The following is a 21254-nucleotide window of genomic DNA, read 5'->3' as shown; positions in this document are numbered from 1 at the left end:
AACAAACGGCGCTCCATATTATGAAACGCCGTTTTTAAAATCCACTCCATTTCGATTACCCAATAGATTTCGTGCTACCGCAAGGCGGTAAGTTCAGACATCCCCGGGAGCTTACTGGAGTAAGTGACCGGGGTGAATGGACGCAGCCAACGCGGCTGTCACGCGAAAGATGAAGGGTAATTACAATGTTACGCCGCTTTTGAAAATAGCCAGTTCCCGGAAATCGTTGCGCTCGTTGCAGGTTTGCTTGCCATTGGCGAACTCAACGATCGTATCGACAAACTCGCTCAGCAGCTGAGGCATCGCTTTACCGTGGATCAGCTGTCCGGCGTCAAAATCGATCCAGTGTTTTTTCTTGGCCGCCAGCTCGCTGTTGGTCGCAATTTTCACCGTCGGCACAAAACCGCCGTACGGCGTACCGCGGCCGGTGCTGAACAGCACCATATGACAGCCCGCGCCCGCGAGGGCACTGGTAGCAACCGCATCGTTACCCGGCGCGCTCAGTAAGTTCAGGCCGTGTGTCTTCAGGCGTTCGCCGTAGCGCAGTACGTCCACCACCTGGCTGGAGCCCGCTTTTTGCGTGCAGCCCAGAGATTTATCTTCCAGCGTGGTGATCCCGCCCGCTTTGTTGCCCGGCGATGGATTCTCGTAAATCGGCTGGTCGTGAGCAATGAAGTACTGCTTAAAGTCATTGACCATGGTCACCAGCTTGCCGAAGGTTTCTTCGTCACGGCAGTGGTCCATCAGCAGCTGCTCGGCACCGAACATTTCCGGTACTTCAGTCAGCACGGTGGTGCCGCCGTTGGCAATCACGTAGTCGGAAAAACGCCCCAGCATCGGGTTGGCGGTAATACCGGACAGGCCGTCAGAGCCGCCGCATTCCAGACCAAACTTCAGCTCGCCCAGCTTACCCGGCTCACGCTTATCGTTACGCATCACGTTGTACAATTGATGGAGATGTTCAATCCCCGCTTCCACTTCGTCTTCCTGATGTTGGCAGACCATAAAGTGAACACGCTCAGGATCGTACTCACCTAAAGTTTCGCGGAAGGCATCAACCTGGTTGTTTTCACAGCCCAGGCCGACCACCAGCACCGCACCCGCATTCGGGTGGCGCACCATATTTTGCAGCATGGTACGGGTGTTGATGTGGTCGTCACCCAGTTGCGAACAGCCGTAGGTGTGACTGAAAAGATGCACGCCGTCGATACCCTCGGCGTCGTTGGTCTCTTTCAGAAAGCGGGTCTGCATCTGACGCGCCATGGCGTTGACGCAGCCGACCGTCGGCAGGATCCACAGTTCATTGCGCACGCCGACCTCGCCGTTGGCGCGACGGTAGATCTGTACATCGCGATCGGCGGGTTGAACAAGCTCTGCCTGAAAATCAGGGTGGTAGCTATACGTATCCAGGTCGCTCAGATTCGTGCGCGTGTTGTGAGCATGAATATGCTCACCCGCCGCCACGTCCACCAACGTATGACCGATTGGCAAACCGTATTTAATGACGTTTTCGCCTTGCGCAATATCACATAAAGCGAATTTATGGCCACGAGAAACCGCTTGGCGCAGGATTACCGCTTGCCCATCAACGGTGACTTCGGTTCCTTCAGCCAAATCAGCGAGCGCTACCGCGACGTTATCCAGCGTATGGATCTTGATGTATTGCATACCTTCACCCAGGCCTTAGTTCAGTTCAATGGCGAAATAATCACGCGCATTGTTGAAGCAAATATTTCTGACCATTTCACCCAACAGCTGGATATCTGCCGGCGCTTCACCTGCAGCAACCCAACGGCCAATCATCTGGCACAGGATGCGACGGAAGTATTCATGGCGCGTATATGAAAGGAAGCTACGGCTATCGGTCAGCATGCCGACGAAACGGCTCAGCAGACCGAGCTGGGCCAGTTGCGTCATCTGACGTTCCATACCGTCTTTCTGATCGTTGAACCACCAGCCGGAACCGAACTGCATCTTGCCCGGCATACCTTCGCCCTGGAAGTTGCCGATCATGGTGCCCAGCACTTCGTTATCGCGCGGGTTCAGGCAGTAGAGAATGGTTTTCGGCAGCAGGTTCTGTTCGTTCTGCTTGCTCAGCAGTTTGGACAGCTCTTCGGCCATCGGGCGATCGTTGATGGAGTCGAAGCCGACATCCGCACCCAACAGTTTGAACTGACGCAGGTTGTTATTACGCAGCGCGCCGATATGGTACTGCTGTACCCATTCACGACGCGCGTATTCCGCACCGAGGAACACCAGCACCGCGGTTTTAAACTGGGCAACTTCATGCTCGTTCAGCGTTTCACCCGCCAGGCGGCGTGACAGAATGCTATCCAGTTCAGATTCGTTAGATTCAGCAAACAGCACCACGTCCAGCGCGTGGTCAGAGACTTTACAGCCGTGAGCCGCAAAGTGATCCAGACGTTTGGTCAGCGCAGCTTGCAGGTCGCTGAAGCGGCGGATATCCGTGTCAGACACCTCACCGAGCTTCGCCATATAGTCATTAAAGGTCGCCTGCTCAATGTTAAAGGCTTTATCCGGACGCCAGCTCGGCAGCACTTTCACATCAAAGCTTGCGTCTTTAGCAACGGCCGCGTGATGCTCCAGAGAGTCGATCGGGTCATCGGTGGTACCGACCATTTTCACGTTCATCTGCTGCATGATGCCGCGTGCGGAGAATTTGTCCTGCGCCAGCAGTTCATTGCACTGGTTCCAGATTTCGTCAGCCGTTGCCGGAGACAGCAGCTTACCTGTAATACCAAACGGGCGACGTAATTCGAGGTGGGTCCAATGGTACAGCGGGTTACCGATTGTGTGCGGAACAGTGGCGGCCCAGGCGTCAAACTTCTCGCGATCGGAGGCATCGCCGGTACACAGGCGCTCAGCGACGCCGTTAGTACGCATCGCACGCCACTTGTAGTGGTCACCCTTCAGCCAGATGTCATACAGGTTATTAAAACGGTAGTTTTCCGCGATTTGTTGCGGTGGCAAATGGCAGTGGTAGTCGAAAATTGGCTGGTCTTTGGCGTAATCATGATACAGACGGCGGGCAAATTCGGTGTCCAACAGGAAATCTTCAGTCATAAACGGGGTCATTATCGTCTTCCTCTCAGCGAGTGCGTCAGATTGCTTATGTTTTGATGTTGACAAAGTTATCACACCAATTTCCATACACTGAAGATATTTTCGTGAGTTAGATCAACAAATGGCGACAAAAAAATTACTCTCAAAGAGGTAAACCTCGCGCCAAGCCGCACCAGCACTGGCTTTGCTGAATCGAAATAATGACCACACGAAGATTCACACTTTTGTGATGGCACTCACCTTTTAAAGCTGTATGACAAGTTATCTTTTTGCCGTCGCGATACATAAGCCGACGGAATGCAAATTACCGATGTATCACCATCGGATTAACCGGTACGGAAACCGAATTAGCACAAATATTGACATGGCAGAGTTCGGGGAGTACCGGCTTTTTTTCGGTTACCCCCTCGTAAAAGAACATCCTCCTCCCTGAACTGGAAGATGACCGCTCGTTCGCGGACATAACAAAACGATGAGGTTTTACATGCGTAAAATTAAAGGGTTACGTTGGTACATGATCGCACTGGTGACGCTTGGCACCGTGCTGGGTTACCTGACACGTAACACTGTGGCGGCAGCTGCGCCAACTCTGATGGAAGAGTTACACATCTCCACCCAACAGTATTCCTATATCATCGCAGCGTATTCTGCTGCTTACACCGTAATGCAACCCGTTGCCGGCTATGTGCTCGATGTGCTCGGCACAAAAATTGGTTACGCGATGTTCGCCGTTCTGTGGGCCGTCTTCTGTGGCGCGACCGCACTGGCTGGTAGCTGGGGTGGACTGGCGCTGGCGCGAGGCGCAGTCGGTGCCGCTGAAGCTGCGATGATCCCTGCGGGTCTGAAAGCCAGTTCTGAATGGTTCCCGGCAAAAGAACGTTCAATCGCCGTGGGTTACTTTAACGTCGGTTCCTCTATCGGCGCGATGATTGCTCCGCCGCTGGTCGTCTGGGCTATCGTCATGCACAGCTGGCAGATGGCATTCATTATTTCCGGTGCCCTGAGCTTTATCTGGGCCATGTGCTGGTTAGTATTTTACAAACACCCACGCGACCAGAAAAAACTGTCTGATGAAGAACGTGATTACATTCTGAATGGTCAGGAATCACAGCATAAAAACAGCACCGCCAAGAAAATGTCTCTCGGTCAGATCCTGCGTAACCGCCAGTTCTGGGGCATCGCGCTGCCGCGTTTCCTGGCAGAGCCGGCCTGGGGTACCTTCAACGCCTGGATCCCGCTGTTCATGTTTAAAGTCTACGGCTTTAACCTGAAAGAGATTGCGATGTTTGCCTGGATGCCGATGCTGTTTGCTGACCTGGGTTGTATCGTAGGGGGTTACTTACCGCCGCTGTTCCAGCGCTGGTTCGGCGTTAACCTGATCGTTTCCCGTAAAATGGTCGTCACCATGGGCGCATTGCTGATGATTGGCCCAGGGATGATCGGTCTGTTCACCAGCCCGTACATTGCTATCGCCCTGCTGTGCGTCGGCGGCTTTGCTCACCAGGCGCTGTCCGGTGCGCTGATCACGCTCTCTTCTGACGTATTTGGTCGTAATGAAGTGGCAACCGCGAACGGTCTGACCGGTATGTCCGCATGGCTTGCAAGTACGCTGTTTGCGCTGGTCGTTGGCGCGCTGGCTGACACCATCGGCTTCAGCCCGCTGTTCGCCGTACTGGCGGTATTCGACCTGCTCGGCGCGTTAGTCATCTGGACGGTATTGCAGAACAAATCGGCCAGCGAGGTAGAGTCAGCTTCGCAAACTGGCGATCCCGCTGCGCAAAGTTAACCAGACACGATTTAACAAGGTTATGTAATGCTAAGCCGCCAGTCATCTGGCGGCTTTTTTATCGCCGCGAGTGGAGCCGTAATCGCAAAAGTGGTATAACAAATAGAGTCTGCCGTATCATGCCTGGAGCGCATATGGAAATCACCGAACCACGACGTTTGTACCAACAACTTGCCGCTGATCTGAAAGAACGCATTGAGCAGGGTGTCTACCTGGTGGGTGACAAACTCCCCGCCGAGCGCTTTATCGCCGATGAAAAAAATGTCAGCCGCACCGTGGTTCGTGAAGCGATTATCATGCTCGAGGTTGAGGGCTATGTTGAAGTGCGTAAAGGATCGGGGATCCACGTCATTTCAAACCAACCCAAACACTATGTCGCGCCAGATGAAAGTCTGGAGTTCGCCAGCTACGGTCCGTTTGAGCTGCTCCAGGCTCGCCAGCTCATAGAAAGCAACATTGCTGAGTTTGCCGCCACCCAGGTGACCAAACAGGACATCATGAAACTGATGGAAATTCAGGAGAAGTCGCGTAACGAAAAAAGCTTTCGTGACTCCGAGTGGGATCTCCTGTTCCATGTGCAGGTCGCGCTGGCAACACAGAACTCTGCCCTGGCCGCGATTGTTGAAAAAATGTGGACTCAGCGTATTCACAACCCCTACTGGAAGAAGCTGCACGACCACATCGACCTGCGCACGATAGATAACTGGTGCGACGACCATGACCAGATCCTGCGGGCGCTGATTCGCAAAGATCCACACGCCGCCAAACTGGCGATGTGGCAGCATCTTGAGAACACAAAGCAGATGCTGTTTAACGAAACCAGCGATGATTTTGAATTCAACGCAGACCGTTATCTTTTTACCGATAATCCCGTCATTCATCTCGATACGGCAGCTAACGGCGCAAAATAAACAATCTTAACGATGCAGGCGCGACAAAGCGCCTGTTTCTGACGCTTGGTAAGCATTAGGTATAAAGTGTCAGCCTGTGTAAATCCTCTCGCCTCCCTCCATTGCGATAAGCAAAATCACAGGACAACACCCGTAATTTCTATAACGGACTACGTTGACCTTTGTTACAATTAGTTGTTATTTGAATTTTTGTGTTTGAGAGCTTGCTTACTTCACAACTTTACAGGGAATAGTTCAGGCCGTGAATTTGTGTCAGACCGCGATCCATGTAAAAAACACCAATAAAATTGCGGCGTTACAAACTCCAGAATACCGGCATGACGACAACCGATTCTCCAGGAATATTGAATGGAACTACTGACTCAATTACTGAATGCTTTATGGGCTCAGGATTTTGAAACGCTGGCCAATCCCTCCATGATTGGCATGCTCTATTTCGTACTGTTTACCATTTTGTTTCTGGAAAATGGACTGCTGCCAGCAGCCTTTTTACCTGGCGACAGTCTACTGGTACTGGTCGGCGTACTTATCGCTAAAGGCGCGATGGGTTTTCCGCAAACGGTACTGCTGCTCACCACCGCGGCCAGCCTGGGTTGCTGGCTCAGCTATATCCAGGGGAGATGGCTGGGAAATACCCGCACCGTTCAAAACTGGCTGTCTCATCTACCCGCGCACTACCATCAGCGCGCACATCATCTGTTCCATAAGCATGGCTTGTCTGCCCTGTTGGTCGGTCGCTTTATCGCGTTTGTCAGAACATTACTGCCGACCATCGCAGGATTGTCCGGTCTGAACAATGCGCGCTTTCAGTTCTTTAACTGGATGAGCGGACTGCTTTGGGTTCTGATTCTCACAACGCTTGGCTATCTGCTGGGCAAAACGCCAGTGTTTCTCAAATATGAAGATCAGCTGATGTCTTGTCTGATGCTGCTTCCCGTGGTGTTACTGGTGTTTGGTCTGGCAGGTTCCCTGGTTGTGCTTTGGAAAAAGAAATACGGGAACCGAGGGTAAATTATGCTGAAATCATGCATAACACTCCGACGACTGGCCTGGACGACTACTTTTATGCTGTTTATCGGCGCGCTGCTCCTGACCTGGTCGGTCATCCGCCAGCAGGAGTCAACGCTTGCCATTCGTGCTGTAAACCAGGGAGCCACCATGCCTGATGGCTTCTCTATCTGGCATCACCTGGACGCCAACGGCATTCGCTTTAAAAGCATTACTCCGCAAAATGACGCGCTGCTGATCACCTTTGATTCCAGCGCGCAAAGCGCAGCCGCAAAGGTCGTGCTGGACCGAACGTTACCGCACGGTTTCGTTATTGCTCAGCAGGATGATGATAATCAGGCGGTACAGTGGTTATCCCGCTTACGTGATACCCCGCACCGTTTTGGTTAATCTCCAGGAATCTGAATTAGATCACTCACTTTGGTGATTTCATCATTTAGCGCCTATGATTAATAAACTGGGTTTATGACCCATTGCTTTATTATTCTGGAGCATCGGCCAAAGCCACAAGGTCGAATCACAATGGAAGGTTCAAGAATGAAATACCGCATCGCTTTAGCAATTAGTCTTTTCGCTCTCAGTGCCGGCAGTTACGCCTCCACCCTCTGTCAGGAAAAAGAACAGGATATTCAGCGGGAGATAAGCTATGCCGAAAAGCACAACAATCAAAACCGCATCAATGGTCTGAACAAAGCGCTGAGCGAAGTTCGGGCAAATTGTACTGACAGCAAACTGCGCGCCGACCATCAGAAAAAAATCGCCGAGCAGAAAAATGAGATAGCCGAGCGTCAACGTGATTTGGCCGAAGCGAAGCAAAAAGGCGATGCGGATAAGATAGCCAAGCGCGAACATAAGCTTGCTGAAGCTCAGCAAGAGCTGAAAGAACTCGAGACACGCGATTACTAAGTACGGTAACTAGCCACTCAACTGGAGAAAACTATGTCGAAAGATAATGCTACGGAAAACCTGCGCGCTGAGCTGAAATCTCTTGCGGATACGCTTGAAGAAGTACTTAGCTCCTCTGGCGATAAGTCGAAGGAAGAGATGAGTAAAATTCGCAGTAAAGCCGAACATGCGTTACGCGAGAGCCGCCATCGTCTGAGCGAAACCAGCGATGTGATTGCCAAACAGACCCGTGAGGCCGCGGCAAAAGCCGATAACTACGTACGCGAAAACCCATGGACAGGCGTCGGCATTGGCGCTGCAGTCGGTGTGGTACTTGGTGTACTGCTGTCGCGCCGTTAATAATGGCAGACTCTCAACACGCACAAGGTCCAGGCAAAGGCGTACTGGGTATTGGACAGCGGATCCTGACGATTCTCGTTGAGATCGTAGAGACGCGGCTGCGGCTGGCCGTCGTTGAGCTGGAAGAGGAAAAAGCCAATCTCATCCAGATCCTGCTGATGCTTGGGCTGACCATGCTGTTCGCGGCGTTTGGTCTGATGAGCCTGATGGTGCTTATCATCTGGGCCATAGACCCGCAGTATCGCCTGAACGCCATGATTGCCACCACCGTTGTGCTGTTGCTTTTAGCGCTTATCGGCGGGCTATGGACGCTGAGTAAAGCGCGTAAAACAACGCTGCTACGCCATACGCGCAATGAACTCGCTAACGACAGGCAGGCCCTGGAGGATGATGCATAATGAGCAGTAAAGTCGAACGTCAACAACGTAAGGCGCAACTGCTTGGACAGATCCAGCAGCAAAGGCTGGATCTGTCTGCCACTCGCCGCGACTGGCTGGAAGCCACCGAAGTTTACGATCGTGGCTGGAAGACGCTGCTGAACCTGCGTGGCTGGGTGTTGGTCGGAAGCAGTATTATGGCGGTTCGCACCATTCGTAACCCGAATCTGCTGGTACGCTGGGCTAAACGCGGCTTTAGCGTGTGGAGCATCTGGCGTCTGGTTAAATCGACCATCAGACAACAGCAACTGCGCGGCTAATCACCTCTCCCCCCTAACCTCAAATTTTTTGAAAATTTCTGACAGTTTTCCTTGCTAACAATTGTCATTAGCCGCGTTTATGATTCTCTCCATCGACAGCAACGACGCACTCTGCGACGTCGTTGCACAAAAAAACACAATAAGCCGCCTGAGTGGTTTCCTGGAGAGTATGATGAAGAAATTAGAAGATGTTGGTGTACTGGTAGCGCGCATTCTGATGCCAATCCTGTTTATTACCGCAGGTTGGGGAAAAATCACCGGATATGCGGGTACCCAACAGTACATGGAAGCCATGGGCGTCCCAGGATTTATGTTACCGCTGGTTATCCTGCTTGAGTTTGGCGGCGGTCTGGCCATCCTGTTTGGTTTCCTGACCCGTACTACTGCGCTGTTCACCGCGGGCTTCACGCTGCTGACGGCGTTCCTCTTCCACAGCAACTTTGCGGAAGGTGTGAACTCTCTGATGTTTATGAAAAACCTGACCATCGCAGGCGGCTTCCTGCTGCTGGCTATCACCGGTCCGGGCGCATTCAGCATCGACCGTGTACTGAATAAAAAATGGTAAGCGAGCTATACTAAACGCATCAAAAAGCGAGGAGACATCTCCTCGCTTTTGCTATCTGAGGAGGCGAAAATCATGGGACAACTCATTGACGGCGTATGGCATGACACCTGGTATGACACCAAATCAACCGGGGGAAAATTTCAACGCTCTGCATCAGCTTTCCGTAACTGGCTCACCGCGGATGGCGCACCGGGTCCAACGGGCGAAGGGGGTTTCGCCGCCGAAAAAGACCGCTATCATCTCTACGTTTCTCTGGCCTGTCCGTGGGCGCATCGCACGCTGATCTTGCGTAAACTCAAAGGGCTGGAACCGTTTATTTCCGTTTCCGTTGTGCATCCGCTGATGCTGGAAAACGGCTGGACCTTTGACGATAACTTCCCGGCGGCAACCGGCGATACCCTGTATCAGCACGAATTTCTTTATCAACTCTATTTACACGCCGATCCGCACTACAGCGGTCGGGTGACCGTTCCGGTGCTGTGGGACAAAAAGAACCACACCATTGTCAGCAACGAATCTGCAGATATCATCCGTATGTTTAACACTGCGTTTGATGCGCTGGGCGCGAAAGCCGGGGATTACTATCCACCCGCTCTGCAAACTAAAATCGACGAGCTCAACGGCTGGATTTATGACAACGTCAATAACGGCGTGTATAAAGCCGGATTTGCCACCAGTCAGGAAGCCTACGACGACGCCGTAGAAAAAGTCTTTCAATCTCTGGCGCGACTGGAGCAGATCCTTGGGCAACATCGCTACCTGACCGGGGACCAGTTAACAGAGGCCGATATTCGCCTGTGGACCACGCTGGTGCGCTTTGATCCTGTGTATGTGACGCACTTCAAGTGCGACAAACACCGGATTAGCGACTATCTGAACCTGTACGGTTTCCTGCGCGATATCTACCAGATGCCAGGCATTGCGGAGACCGTTAATTTCGATCACATCCGCAATCACTACTTCCGTAGCCACAAAACCATTAACCCGACCGGCATTATTTCTGTCGGACCGTGGCAGGACCTCAACGAACCCCACGGGCGTGATGACCGTTTTGCCTGATTTACACGGGTCCCCTTTGGGGGCCAAATAATTAATACTGCAAATATTTACCAGCATTCCATTCACGGCTATTCTTAATTTGATTGCTTTAAAAACAAGTAATTGAATACAGAACGAGGCAAAAATGGATTGGTATTTAAACGTATTAAAGAACTACTTTGGTTTTGGGGGCCGCGCGCGTCGTAAAGAATACTGGATGTTTGTGCTGGTCAACATCATCTTTACGTTCGTGCTGGGCATTCTGGACAGAATGCTTGGCTGGGAACGCGCCGGAGGGGAAGGCATATTAACGACGATTTATGGGGTTCTGGTCTTTATCCCGTGGTGGGCGGTGCAGTTCCGGCGTTTACATGACACCGACCGCTCGGCCTGGTGGCTACTGGTGCTGCTGATCCCGATCGTAGGCTGGTTGGTAATCATCATTTTCAACTGTCAAAACGGGACTCAGGGGAGCAACCGCTTCGGCGCTGACCCGAAACAACTGTCCTGATGTAATACACCATCTTGTCGGCCGGATAAGGTGCATTTGCACCGCATCCGGCGTAACAGCCCTGCTATTTACCCGCAAACAGCTTGGGAATTTCCCGCAAACACCAGGATTTCGCTTCGCCCATGCTGTCTCGACGCCAGGCCATAATAATATCAATTTCGCTTGTCGATTCCGGGCTAACCACACGCAACCGACCCGCCGCAATGTCCTCTTCCACCAGCGGGTATGGCATCGTCGCCACGCCAAGGCCGGCCAACAGCGCCTGGCGTTTATCTTCTATCGAACTCACCGTCAGACGCGGCTGTTTATCCAGCAGTTGAACCGTCAGCACCGGGCGTTCGCGGGCCGTGTCCGCCACCGCGATTCCACGGTACTTCACGCGGGTGACTTCCGATAACGGTTCCGGCTCCTGATGAATTGGATGATCCGGGGCCGCCACATATACGTTCATCAGCGAGTACAGCTTGCGCGAGTTGATTTCCGAAGATGAGCGAAAATGCATATCCGGCGCAATCACGATATCCGCCCGCCCCTGCTCCAGACGCTCCCACGCCCCGGCCAGAACTTCGGTAATAACGGAAAGCTGGGTATTGGCCTTCCCGGCAAGTCTGTCGATCAGCGGGAAAAACGCCGCCGTCGGCACCAGCGCTTCGGTGACGATGGTCAGATGCGTTTCCCAACCGCGAGCCAGCGCTTCGGCATCGGTGGTCAGCTTATCCGCAGCTTCCAACAGTACACGCCCACGTTCCAGCAGCATACGCCCGACGTTGGTGAATTTTGTGCGATGACCTGAACGGTCGAACAGCACGACGTCCAGCTCTTCCTCCAGCTTCTGCATGGTATAGCTGAGCGCGGAAGGAACGCGCCCCAGTTCGTCCGCTGCGGCGGCAAAGCTGCCACGCCGGTCTATTGCGTCCATGACGCGTAACGCCTCAAGCGTTAAAGCCCTTTCTTTGGCCATCTCGTTCTCATTCAGGAAATTTGAACATACCGGGCAGAATATCTGGCTAACAATGCAGCGTCTAGCCATTTAACATAAAAGGAAGTAAAGAGAGGTCAAGAACTATGATTACTACCCGTACAGCCAAACAATGCGGGCAAGCAGACTACGGCTGGCTGCAGGCCCGTTATACCTTCTCCTTTGGACACTATTTTGATCCTAAACTGCTGGGTTATGCCTCGCTGCGTGTTCTGAACCAGGAAGTTCTGGCACCGGGAGCCTCTTTCCAGCCACGTACCTATCCGAAGGTGGATATCGTCAATCTGATCCTCGAAGGGGAAGCGGAGTACCGCGACAGTGAAGGCAACCATATCCAGGCCAAGGCAGGAGAAGTTTTACTGCTCGCCACACAGCCGGGAATTAGCTACAGCGAACACAATATCAGCAAAGATAAACCGTTAACCCGAATGCAGCTCTGGCTGGATGCCTGCCCGCAGCGCGAAAACGCCTGCGTACAGAAAGCCACGCTGAGTGCCGGTAAGCATCAGTTGCTCGCCTCGCCGGATGGTGAACAAGGCAGCCTGCATCTGCGTCAACAGGTATGGGTGCACCACGTTGAACTGCAACAAGGTGAATCGCTGAGTTTTCAGTTACATGGGCCGCGGGCTTACTTACAGTCGATCCACGGCAGATTCCATGCGGTGACATCTGGCGCCGAAAAGGAAGCGCTCACCTGCGGCGATGGCGCATTTATTCGTGACGAAACTAACATAACGTTAGTCGCCGATACCGCGCTGCGCGCTTTGCTGATAGATTTGCCCGTATAGTCAGGGAAAACAATGGAGTACGACTATTGAGCAAGAAATCATCAAAAAAACGCCAGCCGCAGGTTGAGCCGAAAAAACAGGATACTGTGACCTTCGGCTATGAAGAAATGCTGACAGAGCTGGAAGCGATTGTGGCGGATGCCGAGCTACGGCTGGAAGACGAAGAAGCCGCCTGAAAAGGCGGCTTAGAGTTATGCCGGGGGCGATTCCGCCTTACCCGGCCTGCAGATTAATGTGCCTTACTGGCCATGATCTCAATGATCTGCTTGTCGGTTTCCTGCATCGAGCGACACGCCAGCGCACACAGGTTCGTGATAGATTGCTCCACGTTGTGCGCCACAATCCCTTCATTGCCGGTCACAGCGGTATCATCCAGCGCCATCAGCACCGCTTTCCACGCCGCAGATGCGCTGGTTGAAACTTTCATCGCGCAGCTGTTTGAGGCGCCATCGCAAATCATTCCGCTCACGTCGCCAATCATGCTGCTGATTGCCATCGCGATGGTGTTGTAGCGACCATCAACAATCCACGCCATCCCCGCCGCGGCGCCCATCGCCGCCGTGGTTGCCGCACACAGTGCAGACAAACGCGGAAGCTGATGATGGATGTAGATAGCGCTCAGGTGAGACAACATCAGCGCACGCGCCAGTTTTTCTTCATCCGCACCAAAGTGCTCAGCCACCACCATTACCGGAACGGTCGCGGTAATCCCCTGATTTCCAGAGCCCGAGTTGCTCATTGCCGGAAGCGTCGCTCCCCCCATTCGCGCATCCGATGCCGCACTGGTGCGGATCAGAATAGAGGTGGAGAGATCGTTCGCCAGCAAGCCACGCGCGCACTGCTTCTCAAGCGTGGTTCCGATGTGCAAGCCCCAGTTACCGCGCAGCCCTTCCTGGGACAGCGCACCGTTCAGTTTCGCCGCATCGAGAATAAAGCGGATTGACTCAAACGGTACCGCGTTCACGAACGCCAGAATCTCTTCCAGCGATGTGTGGGACAATACCGCCAACGGTGACTCCTGCTCCTCTTCCTGAGCGTTCTGTTCTGTCGTGAACACCACGCCCTTATTGGTCTCAATGTGCACAATGTTGGTATGACCACCAACAATCGTCACGCACGCCCATCCTTCAGCGCTATAAACCTTCGCACGGGAGAAAAGAATGTCCTCGCATGGCTCCTGCAGCATCACCGCGACCTTCCCGGCGGTAAGCATCGCTTTCGCATCGGCAATCGCTTGAGGCGAGGCGTCTTTCAGTACCTCTAAACCGGCGTGGGCATTTCCCCCCAGCGCACCCAGTGCCGCCGCGACAGGCAGCCCAACCATTCCGGTACCCGGCACGGTAACGCCCATGCCGTTTTTCATCAGGTTCGGTGAGACCCACGCATCAATGCGTTCAACCGCGCCGTCCAGCTCAGAGGAGGCGACCGCTGCCGCCAGAGCCAGAGAGATAGGTTCCGTGCAGCCCAGCGCAGGCTTAACTTCTTCCTGCACCGCGCGGATAAAACTATCCCATAATGGATTCAATGTAGTCTCAAACATAACAACAACCTTTGCTCAGATATCTCAGGAAAATGCCAGGAACGGAGAAACGCACAGCAGCAGGCCCGTGACAATAATCAGATACAGGGAAGCGCCTTTGTATTTGTGCAGTGCAGGAACTTTGTAGACCAACCAGGCCGGGATCAGACATCCCACCATGCCGAAGATAGGGCTACAAATAGAAGTGAAGCTCAGTACCGGCGCATTGAGCACAATGGCTCCCCACGCCAGCAGGATAGCGAAAACCATAATGCCGCGCTGAACCAGGGTCTCATTGATTTTCTCGGCTGGCATTTTGCGGCGCAGCACGTTCATCACGATCCCTTGAGTGGCTTCACGGAACCCTAAGTAAACGCCGAAGAAAGCGGTCATTACGGCAAAGATGTTCAGAATAACGCTGACGATTTTCACCCAGCCAGCACCCGCGCCGCTGATAAACTGCGCGGCAATCGCCAGAGCGGAAATGTTCTGCTCATAAGCTTTAACCGCTTCGTCATGGCCCATCGCCAGCGTGAAGGAAACGGCGTAGAAAAAGACGGTCACAAACAGAATACCGAACGCAATATTCATGGCTCGCAGGGCTTTATGGCGTGCCACTTCAATGGATTTATTGCGAGAACGATAGGAGATAACCATCGGGCTTAAGGTCTGAATAAACAGAATCGAAGTCAGGGTAAACGGCAGCGTGATAATCGCGTTTTTGATCAACAGTGCCATCGGCGGCAGTGAACCTACGTTATATAAATGCCACATCCCAACCATCGACACGCCAAGCGCCGCCACCACCAGCAGCTTGGTCAGTACCATACCGGTGGAGATTTTAAACAGCAGTTTTTCCCCGCGGGACGAGATAGCCACCAGGATGCAAATCAGCACCAGGCCATAGAACGGGCTGTCGGACAGTAACCCTTCAGTAACACCAAAAGTATGCAGGTAGGAGGCGCTATCGTTGGTGATGGCGGTGGAATAGACGAACATCCAGATAACCAGCATCACAAAATACAACGCACCTAACAGGATGCCCCAGTTCTTACCCAGATAGCCGCTGATTACGCTCGGGTAGTCTTTACACTCTGGGGACTCAGCCAGCGTATTAATAAACAGACGCTGGAACAGATACATGGCTGGATAGCCAATGATAGAGGAGAGCAAAAACACCCACAGCCCCATCAAACCCACCTGGACGGGAAGAAAAACAATCCCCGCACCAATTGCCATACCGATACTCATAATGACCCAGCCGGTGTCCATGCTGTCGAATTTAATGGCTTCGCGCCATTCACTTTCGGTCATTCCCGCCCGACGTGCCGGAGCAGATGCGTCGAGTATTACGCTATTATTCGTTGCCGTTTCCATAATTTTCCGCTCAATGTGTAGGTAGAGGTTTTTATATTTTTTTCGTACTGCCTCAATGCGATACGCAGTACTACGGTGCAGGTGAGCTATTGGAGTAATGAGGAAATCATACGCGCAGGATCAGAGAAAAACTTCACAAACAAACCCCTGTAATTTCTAAAAGTTAAGAAATATTTTCTCTTTTATTTCCATATAAAGAATTGAATTTCTATATTTGAAGCAGATCACAACAAAAAAGGCGCACTAACGTGCACCTTTTTTTATCATGCCATATTGATTAATTTATTGCCGGATAGCGCTGCGCTGACCAGGCACGGCTTTACACCTCAGGTACAAACCACTTTAATTGCCAACCCACCGCGTGAGGTTTCACGGTATTTGTCGTTCATATCTTTGCCCGTTTCATACATGGTCTCGATCACTTTATCGAGCGAAACGCGTGGTTCTGACGTTCGACGTAGCGCCATGCGCGCGGCGTTGACGGCTTTTACTGCGTTGATCGCATTACGTTCAATGCACGGTATTTGCACCTGTCCGGCTACCGGATCGCAGGTCAGCCCCAGGTTATGCTCCATGGCGATTTCCGCTGCAATGCAGACCTGCGACGGGCTACCGCCCAGCAGTTCCGTCAGACCGGCAGCCGCCATTGAACAGGCTACGCCAATCTCACCCTGGCAGCCCACCTCAGCACCAGAAATAGAGGCGTTCATCTTATACAGCGCGCCTATCGCCCCCGCGGCCAGCAAATAGCGGGCAATGGAGTTCGCATTCACCGGACGGCGGAACTTGTCGTAATAGGCCAATACGGCGGGAATAATCCCACATGCACCGTTGGTCGGCGCCGTCACAACCCGGCACCCGGCGGCGTTTTCTTCGCTCACGGCCAGCGCGAACATGTTGATCCAGTCAATAACGTTCATCGGATCGCTGGACAGATTATCGCTGGAAACCAGTAACCGGCGTAACGCCACGGCGCGACGCGGAACGTTAAGCGGCCCCGGCAGGACGCCTTCGGTGTTCATGCCGCGCTCAATCCCGGCGTGCATAACGTCCCAAATGGCGGCAAAGCCAGCATCGATTTCCTCTTTGCTGCGCATCGCCAGCTCGTTTTGCATCATCAAGCCGGAAACAGACAGCCCATTGCGCTCGCACAGTTTCAGCAGTTCGCTGGCGGAATGAAAATTGTAGGGCACGTGTGCTTCAACATCATGCACCTGCCCAAATTGCTCCTCTTCAATGATAAAACCACCGCCGACGGAGTAATAGGTTTTGCTTAATAGCCTCTCGGTGCCGTTCCACGCGGTGATACGCATGCCATTTTCATGGCGTGGCAGGGTTTCGGTATGAAAGAGAATATTTTCATCTGGAGAGAAATCGACAACATGCGTGCCCTCAGCAACCGGCAAACGTCCGGTACGGGCCACTTCCTGAGTAAAACCAGCGATTGAGTCTATATTAACGTTTTGCGGACTGTTACCGGCCAGCCCCATCATGATCGCGACATCTGTCGCATGACCTTTCCCGGTCAGGGAAAGCGATCCGTAAAGATCGACCACAATATGCGTGGCTCTGGGGAGTTCGCCGCTGCTGACCAACAGATCGATAAAGCTTTTACCTGCGTTCATTGGCCCCACGGTATGGGAGCTGGAAGGTCCAATGCCAATCTTGAAAATATCGAATGCGCTAATCATATCCACACCCTCGGATTGCCGTTCAGTGAAGACCAGGTTTCACACTCATTAAGGATTGGGGCGATCCTGAGATCGCCCCGCAAGGGATTACAGCGTGTCGCCACGTACGGCGATGGCTTCAATCTCCAGCTTCACATCCTTTGGTAAGCGGGCGACCTGTACGCAACTGCGCGTGGGGTAGATAGCCTGATGCTCATCAAAGAACTGCTGGTACACCTGGTTAATGGTGGCGAAGTCGTTCAGGTCGGATACGAAAACGGTAGTCTTCACGATATCGCTCACTTTCAAACCTGCGGACTCGACGATCGCTTTCACGTTTTCCAGGCTTTGACGTGCCTGATCGGCCACGTTTTCTGCCACTTCACCGGTCTGTGGACACACCGGGATTTGACCTGACGTCAACACCATGCTGCCCAGATCCACCCCCTGTACGTAAGGCCCAATCGCCCCTGGCGCACATTCGGTTGCAATAACTTTTCTCATAATCCCTCCGGCGTCAGAGCGCCTGGGTGAAAGTACGTGAAATAACATCCTGCTGCTGTTCACGGGTTAACGCGTTGAAGCGCACCGCATAGCCAGACACGCGGATCGTCAGGTTTGGATAGTTTTCCGGGTGCTCAATAGCATCCATCAACATTTCACGGTTCATAACGTTAACGTTCAGATGCTGCCCACCTTCCACATGCGCTTCATGGTGGAAGTAACCGTCCAGCAGACCAACCAGGTTGGTTTTACGCACCCCATCTTCTTTGCCCAGTGCAGCCGGCACAATGGAGAAGGTGTACGAGATGCCGTCTTTGGCATAGGTAAACGGCAGTTTGGCCACCGAGGTTAACGACGCAACCGCGCCTTTACGATCGCGACCGTGCATCGGGTTAGCCCCTGGTGCAAACGGCGTACCTGCGCGACGTCCGTCCGGCGTGTTACCGGTTTTCTGTCCGTACACCACGTTGGAGGTGATGGTCAGGATGGACTGCGTCGGCACCGCATTACGGTAGGTTGGCAACACCTTAATTTTCTTCATGAAACGTTCAACCAGGTCGCAGGCAATGCTGTCTACTCGCTCGTCATTGTTGCCGTATTGCGGATAGTCGCCTTCGATTTCGAAATCGACAGCCAGACCGTTTTCATCACGAATCGGTTTCACGCGGGCGTATTTGATAGCCGACAGAGAATCCGCCGCCACGGACAGACCCGCCATACCACAAGCCATCGTGCGATAGACATCACGATCGTGCAGCGCCATCAACGAAGCTTCATAGCTGTACTTGTCGTGCATATAGTGGATGATGTTCAGCGCGCTGATGTACTGCACGGCCAGCCAGTCCATAAAGTGGTCCAGGCTCTCCATCACCGTATCGTAATCCAGCACGTCATCCATCAGCGGTGCCGTTTTCGGCCCAACCTGAATTTTCAGCTTCTCATCCACGCCGCCGTTGATTGCGTACAGCAACGTTTTGGCGAGGTTGGCACGCGCACCGAAGAACTGCATTTGTTTGCCGATAACCATCGGGCTTACGCAGCAGGCAATGGCATAGTCATCGCTGTCAAAGTCGGCACGCATCAAATCGTCGTTTTCATACTGCAAAGACGAGGTGATGATAGACACCTGGGCGGCGTACTTTTTGAAGGCAATCGGCAGCGCTTCAGACCACAGCACCGTCAGGTTCGGCTCAGGCGCCGGCCCCATAGTGTGCAGCGTATGCAGGTAGCGGAACGAGTTTTTCGTTACCAGCGTGCGGCCATCCAGCCCCATGCCGCCGATAACTTCAGTCGCCCAGATAGGGTCGCCTGAGAACAGGGTGTCGAATTCCGGCGTACGCAGGAAGCGCACCATACGGATCTTCATAATGAAGTGGTCGATCAGCTCCTGCGCCTGCTGCTCGTTTAAAATTCCCGCTTTGAAATCGCGCTCAATGTAGATGTCGAGGAACGATGCGGTACGGCCCAACGACATTGCGCCGCCGTTCTGAGATTTCACCGCAGCCAGGTAAGCAAAGTAAACCCACTGCACCGCTTCCTGCGCATTACGCGCCGGGCGGGAGATATCGCAGCCGTACTTCGCTGCCATTTCCTGCATCTGCAGCAGGGCGCGACGGTGCTCAGACAGCTCTTCGCGCAGGCGAATCGTGGCTTCAAGATTCTGGCCCCACTCCAGGTTCGACTGGAGATCGGCAAACTGCAGTTCACGCTCGCGTACCAGGTAGCGGATACCGTACAACGCGACGCGACGATAGTCGCCGATGATACGACCACGGCCATAGCCGTCCGGCAGACCGGTCAGCACGCCAGATTTACGGCAGCGCAGCATATCCGGAGAGTAGGCGTCGAATACGCCCTGGTTATGGGTTTTACGCAGTTCAGTAAACTGGTATTCAAAATCAGCATCCATCTCACGACCATAAGCATCAAAAGAGCTCTTGATCATGTTGATGCCGCCAAACGGATGCAGAGCGCGCTTGAGCGGCTTATCCGTTTGCAGACCGACGATTTTTTCCAGTTCTTGTTCAATATAACCCGCATCATGTGCGGTTATCGTGGTGGCAATATTGGTATCGAAATCAACCGGCGCGTGCGTCGAGTTTTCAATACGGATGCCCGCCATAACTTTTTCCCACAATGCAGTGGTCGCTGGCGTTGCTTCGGCGAGGAAAGATTCATCCCCTTCATAAGGCGTATAGTTGTGCTGAATAAAATCACGGACATTAATTTCTTCTTTCCAGTCCGTACCTTTAAAGCCATTCCAGGCTTCGGCATACAGCATATCGCTGGTATCGATATTTACCTTCATGAAAAATAATCTCTCTGCTGAAAATTAATTATGCAAATTCTACTGGTATATTAATTTTGCCTAACGCAATGGCATCACGCGCAATCATTTTCTCTTCATTTGTGGGAATAACCGCACAAATAACACGAGCATCTTTATTAGAGATAATTCTTTCGCCATGGGAATTTGGCAGGCTATTCATCTCGCTGTCGATATTCACCCCTAAAACGGCGAGATGCTCGATAACCAGACGACGAATTAATACCGAGTTCTCACCTATTCCACCGGTGAAAATAATCCCATCAAGACGATGCAGCGAAGCGGCATGTCCGGCGATATGGCGCGCGATACGATGCACAAACGTTTTAATCGCCAACTGCGCACGCTCATGTCCCTCGTGCCAGGCTTTTTCTAACGTACGTAAGTCAGAGGACAAACCGGAAATACCCAGTAAACCGGACTCTTTATTCACAACGCGCTCAAGGTCGCTCAGCGTCTGGTTGGTTTCGCTGGCAATCCACGCCATGGCGCCGAAATCGACGTCACCGCTGCGTGTGCCCATCATCAACCCTTCCAACGGCGTCATGCCCATTGAGGTATCAACGCTCTGCCCGTTACGCACCGCGCAGATTGACGCGCCGTTCCCCAGGTGAGCCACAACCAGACCGGAGTCATCACTCTGCAGCTCAAGAAGCTCATGTGCTCGCTGAGATACATAGCGGTGCGACGTGCCGTGGAAGCCATAACGACGAACGCCTAACTCCTCAAAATATTTCCACGGTAGACCGTAAAGATAGGCCTCTGGGGCCATCGTCTGGTGGAAGCTGGTATCAAATACCGCAACCTGCTGCACGCCTGGGAAAAGGTGCTGTGCGGATTCAATCCCACTGAGGTTCGCATAATTATGTAACGGTGCTAAAGGCGATACCCGGCGAATATTATCGATAACGTCGTCAGTAATAATTGCTGATTCGGTAAAGATATTTCCACCGTGGGCAATGCGGTGGCCAATTAAGGCCACGCTGTCCATTAAATTACGTTTTTCCAGTTCAACGGCGATTGCTTTTAATGCGTCTTCGTAGCTGTGGTGAGCCAGCTTAGCTGGCTCTCCTCCATTAATTGCTATGAACGCATTTTCAGAGTTAATACCGTCCGCGATTCCCGCCATTAAAACTTCACAGTTCGCTGCATCCAGCACTGAGAATTTAATGGAAGACGAACCACAGTTAATAACCAGTACTACCGGAAACTCATTCATTTCACTACTCCGCTCATCCTGAGCTTA

22 protein-coding genes are annotated in these 21254 nt (G+C 52.7%); 13 read left to right on the top strand and 9 right to left on the bottom strand.

Annotated elements, in window-relative coordinates; genetic code table 11:
• Positions 1–180 precede the first annotated feature (180 nt).
• Positions 181–1668: an altronate dehydratase family protein gene (locus HVZ52_RS02920; RefSeq protein WP_016154614.1), complete on the bottom strand. Its 1488-nt coding sequence runs from the start codon at positions 1666–1668 to the stop codon at positions 181–183.
• Between the two features lie 15 nt (positions 1669–1683).
• Positions 1684–3096 (bottom strand): glucuronate isomerase, encoded by a 1413-nt coding sequence (gene uxaC / locus HVZ52_RS02915; protein WP_181598834.1) that lies wholly within the window; start codon positions 3094–3096, stop codon positions 1684–1686.
• Positions 3097–3568: 472 nt separating this feature from the next.
• Here uxaC and HVZ52_RS02910 point away from each other — a divergent pair, with 472 nt between their 5' ends.
• From HVZ52_RS02910 to HVZ52_RS02860, 11 genes are all read left to right on the top strand, one after another.
• Positions 3569–4870: an MFS transporter gene (locus HVZ52_RS02910; protein ID WP_016154616.1), complete on the top strand. Its 1302-nt coding sequence runs from the start codon at positions 3569–3571 to the stop codon at positions 4868–4870.
• A gap of 134 nt (positions 4871–5004) precedes the next feature.
• The gene (gene exuR / locus HVZ52_RS02905) at positions 5005–5781 is read left to right on the top strand and encodes a transcriptional regulator ExuR (protein WP_047499647.1); all 777 of its coding nucleotides are present in this window, start codon (positions 5005–5007) and stop codon (positions 5779–5781) included.
• Positions 5782–6129: 348 nt separating this feature from the next.
• Positions 6130–6792 carry a DedA family general envelope maintenance protein YqjA gene (gene yqjA, locus HVZ52_RS02900; protein WP_003024820.1) on the top strand — a complete coding sequence of 221 codons (663 nt, stop codon included), beginning with the start codon at positions 6130–6132 and terminating at the stop codon, positions 6790–6792.
• 18 nt (positions 6793–6810) lie between these two features.
• Entirely contained in the window at positions 6811–7179 is a 369-nt protein-coding gene (gene mzrA / locus HVZ52_RS02895) for an EnvZ/OmpR regulon moderator MzrA (RefSeq protein WP_029139667.1), read from the top strand.
• 147 nt (positions 7180–7326) lie between these two features.
• Complete coding sequence (locus HVZ52_RS02890) at positions 7327–7695, top strand: DUF1090 domain-containing protein (protein WP_016154619.1); 369 nt, start codon at positions 7327–7329, stop codon at positions 7693–7695.
• 33 nt (positions 7696–7728) lie between these two features.
• Positions 7729–8034: a YqjD family protein gene (locus HVZ52_RS02885; protein ID WP_003024832.1), complete on the top strand. Its 306-nt coding sequence runs from the start codon at positions 7729–7731 to the stop codon at positions 8032–8034.
• Between the two features lie 2 nt (positions 8035–8036).
• On the top strand, positions 8037–8432 hold the full coding sequence (locus tag HVZ52_RS02880; RefSeq protein WP_016157537.1) for a phage holin family protein: 396 nt from the start codon (positions 8037–8039) through the stop codon (positions 8430–8432).
• Positions 8432–8731: a YqjK-like family protein gene (locus HVZ52_RS02875; RefSeq protein WP_003024845.1), complete on the top strand. Its 300-nt coding sequence runs from the start codon at positions 8432–8434 to the stop codon at positions 8729–8731. Before HVZ52_RS02880 ends, HVZ52_RS02875 begins: the two co-directional genes overlap by 1 nt.
• Before the next feature lie 172 nt (positions 8732–8903).
• Positions 8904–9296, top strand: a complete 393-nt coding sequence (locus HVZ52_RS02870; RefSeq protein ID WP_003024847.1) for a DoxX family protein — start codon at positions 8904–8906, stop codon at positions 9294–9296.
• A 72-nt stretch (positions 9297–9368) separates the two neighbouring features.
• Positions 9369–10355: a glutathionyl-hydroquinone reductase YqjG gene (yqjG, locus tag HVZ52_RS02865; RefSeq protein ID WP_016154622.1), complete on the top strand. Its 987-nt coding sequence runs from the start codon at positions 9369–9371 to the stop codon at positions 10353–10355.
• A gap of 124 nt (positions 10356–10479) precedes the next feature.
• Positions 10480–10845 (top strand): DUF805 domain-containing protein, encoded by a 366-nt coding sequence (locus tag HVZ52_RS02860; RefSeq protein WP_016154623.1) that lies wholly within the window; start codon positions 10480–10482, stop codon positions 10843–10845.
• A gap of 64 nt (positions 10846–10909) precedes the next feature.
• On the opposite strand, the gene yhaJ is transcribed toward HVZ52_RS02860, so the two are convergent.
• The gene (yhaJ, locus tag HVZ52_RS02855; protein WP_016154624.1) at positions 10910–11806 is read right to left on the bottom strand and encodes a DNA-binding transcriptional regulator YhaJ; all 897 of its coding nucleotides are present in this window, start codon (positions 11804–11806) and stop codon (positions 10910–10912) included.
• 104 nt (positions 11807–11910) lie between these two features.
• On the opposite strand from yhaJ, the gene HVZ52_RS02850 reads away from it, so the two are divergent.
• A complete protein-coding gene (locus HVZ52_RS02850) occupies positions 11911–12612 on the top strand; it encodes a pirin family protein (RefSeq protein WP_016157539.1) in 702 nt (233 codons plus the stop codon).
• A 26-nt stretch (positions 12613–12638) separates the two neighbouring features.
• Positions 12639–12788, top strand: a complete 150-nt coding sequence (locus HVZ52_RS02845; RefSeq protein ID WP_016157540.1) for a hypothetical protein — start codon at positions 12639–12641, stop codon at positions 12786–12788.
• 53 nt (positions 12789–12841) lie between these two features.
• Here HVZ52_RS02845 and HVZ52_RS02840 read toward each other — a convergent pair whose 3' ends face one another.
• The 6 genes from HVZ52_RS02840 to tdcD form a co-directional block, all read right to left on the bottom strand.
• Complete coding sequence (locus HVZ52_RS02840; protein WP_016154627.1) at positions 12842–14152, bottom strand: serine dehydratase subunit alpha family protein; 1311 nt, start codon at positions 14150–14152, stop codon at positions 12842–12844.
• A 24-nt stretch (positions 14153–14176) separates the two neighbouring features.
• Positions 14177–15508: an amino acid permease gene (locus HVZ52_RS02835; RefSeq protein WP_016157542.1), complete on the bottom strand. Its 1332-nt coding sequence runs from the start codon at positions 15506–15508 to the stop codon at positions 14177–14179.
• 326 nt (positions 15509–15834) lie between these two features.
• The gene (gene tdcG, locus HVZ52_RS02830) at positions 15835–17199 is read right to left on the bottom strand and encodes an L-serine ammonia-lyase (protein WP_181598833.1); all 1365 of its coding nucleotides are present in this window, start codon (positions 17197–17199) and stop codon (positions 15835–15837) included.
• A gap of 87 nt (positions 17200–17286) precedes the next feature.
• Positions 17287–17682 carry an enamine/imine deaminase gene (locus HVZ52_RS02825; protein ID WP_016157544.1) on the bottom strand — a complete coding sequence of 132 codons (396 nt, stop codon included), beginning with the start codon at positions 17680–17682 and terminating at the stop codon, positions 17287–17289.
• A gap of 13 nt (positions 17683–17695) precedes the next feature.
• Positions 17696–19990: a formate C-acetyltransferase gene (gene pflB, locus HVZ52_RS02820; protein ID WP_016154631.1), complete on the bottom strand. Its 2295-nt coding sequence runs from the start codon at positions 19988–19990 to the stop codon at positions 17696–17698.
• A gap of 28 nt (positions 19991–20018) precedes the next feature.
• Positions 20019–21227, bottom strand: a complete 1209-nt coding sequence (gene tdcD, locus HVZ52_RS02815; RefSeq protein WP_016154632.1) for a propionate kinase — start codon at positions 21225–21227, stop codon at positions 20019–20021.
• Between the last annotated feature and the right edge of the window lie 27 nt (positions 21228–21254).

It is taken from the genome of Citrobacter sp. RHB36-C18 (assembly GCF_013814485.1).
Classification (GTDB): domain Bacteria; phylum Pseudomonadota; class Gammaproteobacteria; order Enterobacterales; family Enterobacteriaceae; genus Citrobacter; species Citrobacter braakii.
The sequence above is the reverse complement of the archived record's forward strand: the minus strand, read 5'-3'. Positions and strand labels throughout refer to the sequence as shown.

Excerpts from the sequence above, each read along its gene's own strand:
- uxaC (WP_181598834.1), bottom strand. The coding sequence starts at position 3,096 with ATGACCCCGTTTATGACTGAAGATTTCCTGTTGGACACCGAATTTGCC.
- HVZ52_RS02850 (WP_016157539.1), top strand. The coding sequence starts at position 11,911 with ATGATTACTACCCGTACAGCCAAACAATGCGGGCAAGCAGACTACGGC.
- HVZ52_RS02920 (WP_016154614.1), bottom strand. The coding sequence starts at position 1,668 with ATGCAATACATCAAGATCCATACGCTGGATAACGTCGCGGTAGCGCTC.
- HVZ52_RS02885 (WP_003024832.1), top strand. The coding sequence starts at position 7,729 with ATGTCGAAAGATAATGCTACGGAAAACCTGCGCGCTGAGCTGAAATCT.
- tdcG (WP_181598833.1), bottom strand. The coding sequence starts at position 17,199 with ATGATTAGCGCATTCGATATTTTCAAGATTGGCATTGGACCTTCCAGC.
- HVZ52_RS02835 (WP_016157542.1), bottom strand. The coding sequence starts at position 15,508 with ATGGAAACGGCAACGAATAATAGCGTAATACTCGACGCATCTGCTCCG.
- HVZ52_RS02860 (WP_016154623.1), top strand. The coding sequence starts at position 10,480 with ATGGATTGGTATTTAAACGTATTAAAGAACTACTTTGGTTTTGGGGGC.
- HVZ52_RS02870 (WP_003024847.1), top strand. The coding sequence starts at position 8,904 with ATGAAGAAATTAGAAGATGTTGGTGTACTGGTAGCGCGCATTCTGATG.
- HVZ52_RS02890 (WP_016154619.1), top strand. The coding sequence starts at position 7,327 with ATGAAATACCGCATCGCTTTAGCAATTAGTCTTTTCGCTCTCAGTGCC.
- HVZ52_RS02875 (WP_003024845.1), top strand. The coding sequence starts at position 8,432 with ATGAGCAGTAAAGTCGAACGTCAACAACGTAAGGCGCAACTGCTTGGA.
- HVZ52_RS02880 (WP_016157537.1), top strand. The coding sequence starts at position 8,037 with ATGGCAGACTCTCAACACGCACAAGGTCCAGGCAAAGGCGTACTGGGT.
- yqjA (WP_003024820.1), top strand. The coding sequence starts at position 6,130 with ATGGAACTACTGACTCAATTACTGAATGCTTTATGGGCTCAGGATTTT.
- HVZ52_RS02840 (WP_016154627.1), bottom strand. The coding sequence starts at position 14,152 with ATGTTTGAGACTACATTGAATCCATTATGGGATAGTTTTATCCGCGCG.
- tdcD (WP_016154632.1), bottom strand. The coding sequence starts at position 21,227 with ATGAATGAGTTTCCGGTAGTACTGGTTATTAACTGTGGTTCGTCTTCC.
- yqjG (WP_016154622.1), top strand. The coding sequence starts at position 9,369 with ATGGGACAACTCATTGACGGCGTATGGCATGACACCTGGTATGACACC.
- exuR (WP_047499647.1), top strand. The coding sequence starts at position 5,005 with ATGGAAATCACCGAACCACGACGTTTGTACCAACAACTTGCCGCTGAT.
- HVZ52_RS02910 (WP_016154616.1), top strand. The coding sequence starts at position 3,569 with ATGCGTAAAATTAAAGGGTTACGTTGGTACATGATCGCACTGGTGACG.
- pflB (WP_016154631.1), bottom strand. The coding sequence starts at position 19,990 with ATGAAGGTAAATATCGATACCAGCGATATGCTGTATGCCGAAGCCTGG.
- HVZ52_RS02825 (WP_016157544.1), bottom strand. The coding sequence starts at position 17,682 with ATGAGAAAAGTTATTGCAACCGAATGTGCGCCAGGGGCGATTGGGCCT.
- yhaJ (WP_016154624.1), bottom strand. The coding sequence starts at position 11,806 with ATGGCCAAAGAAAGGGCTTTAACGCTTGAGGCGTTACGCGTCATGGAC.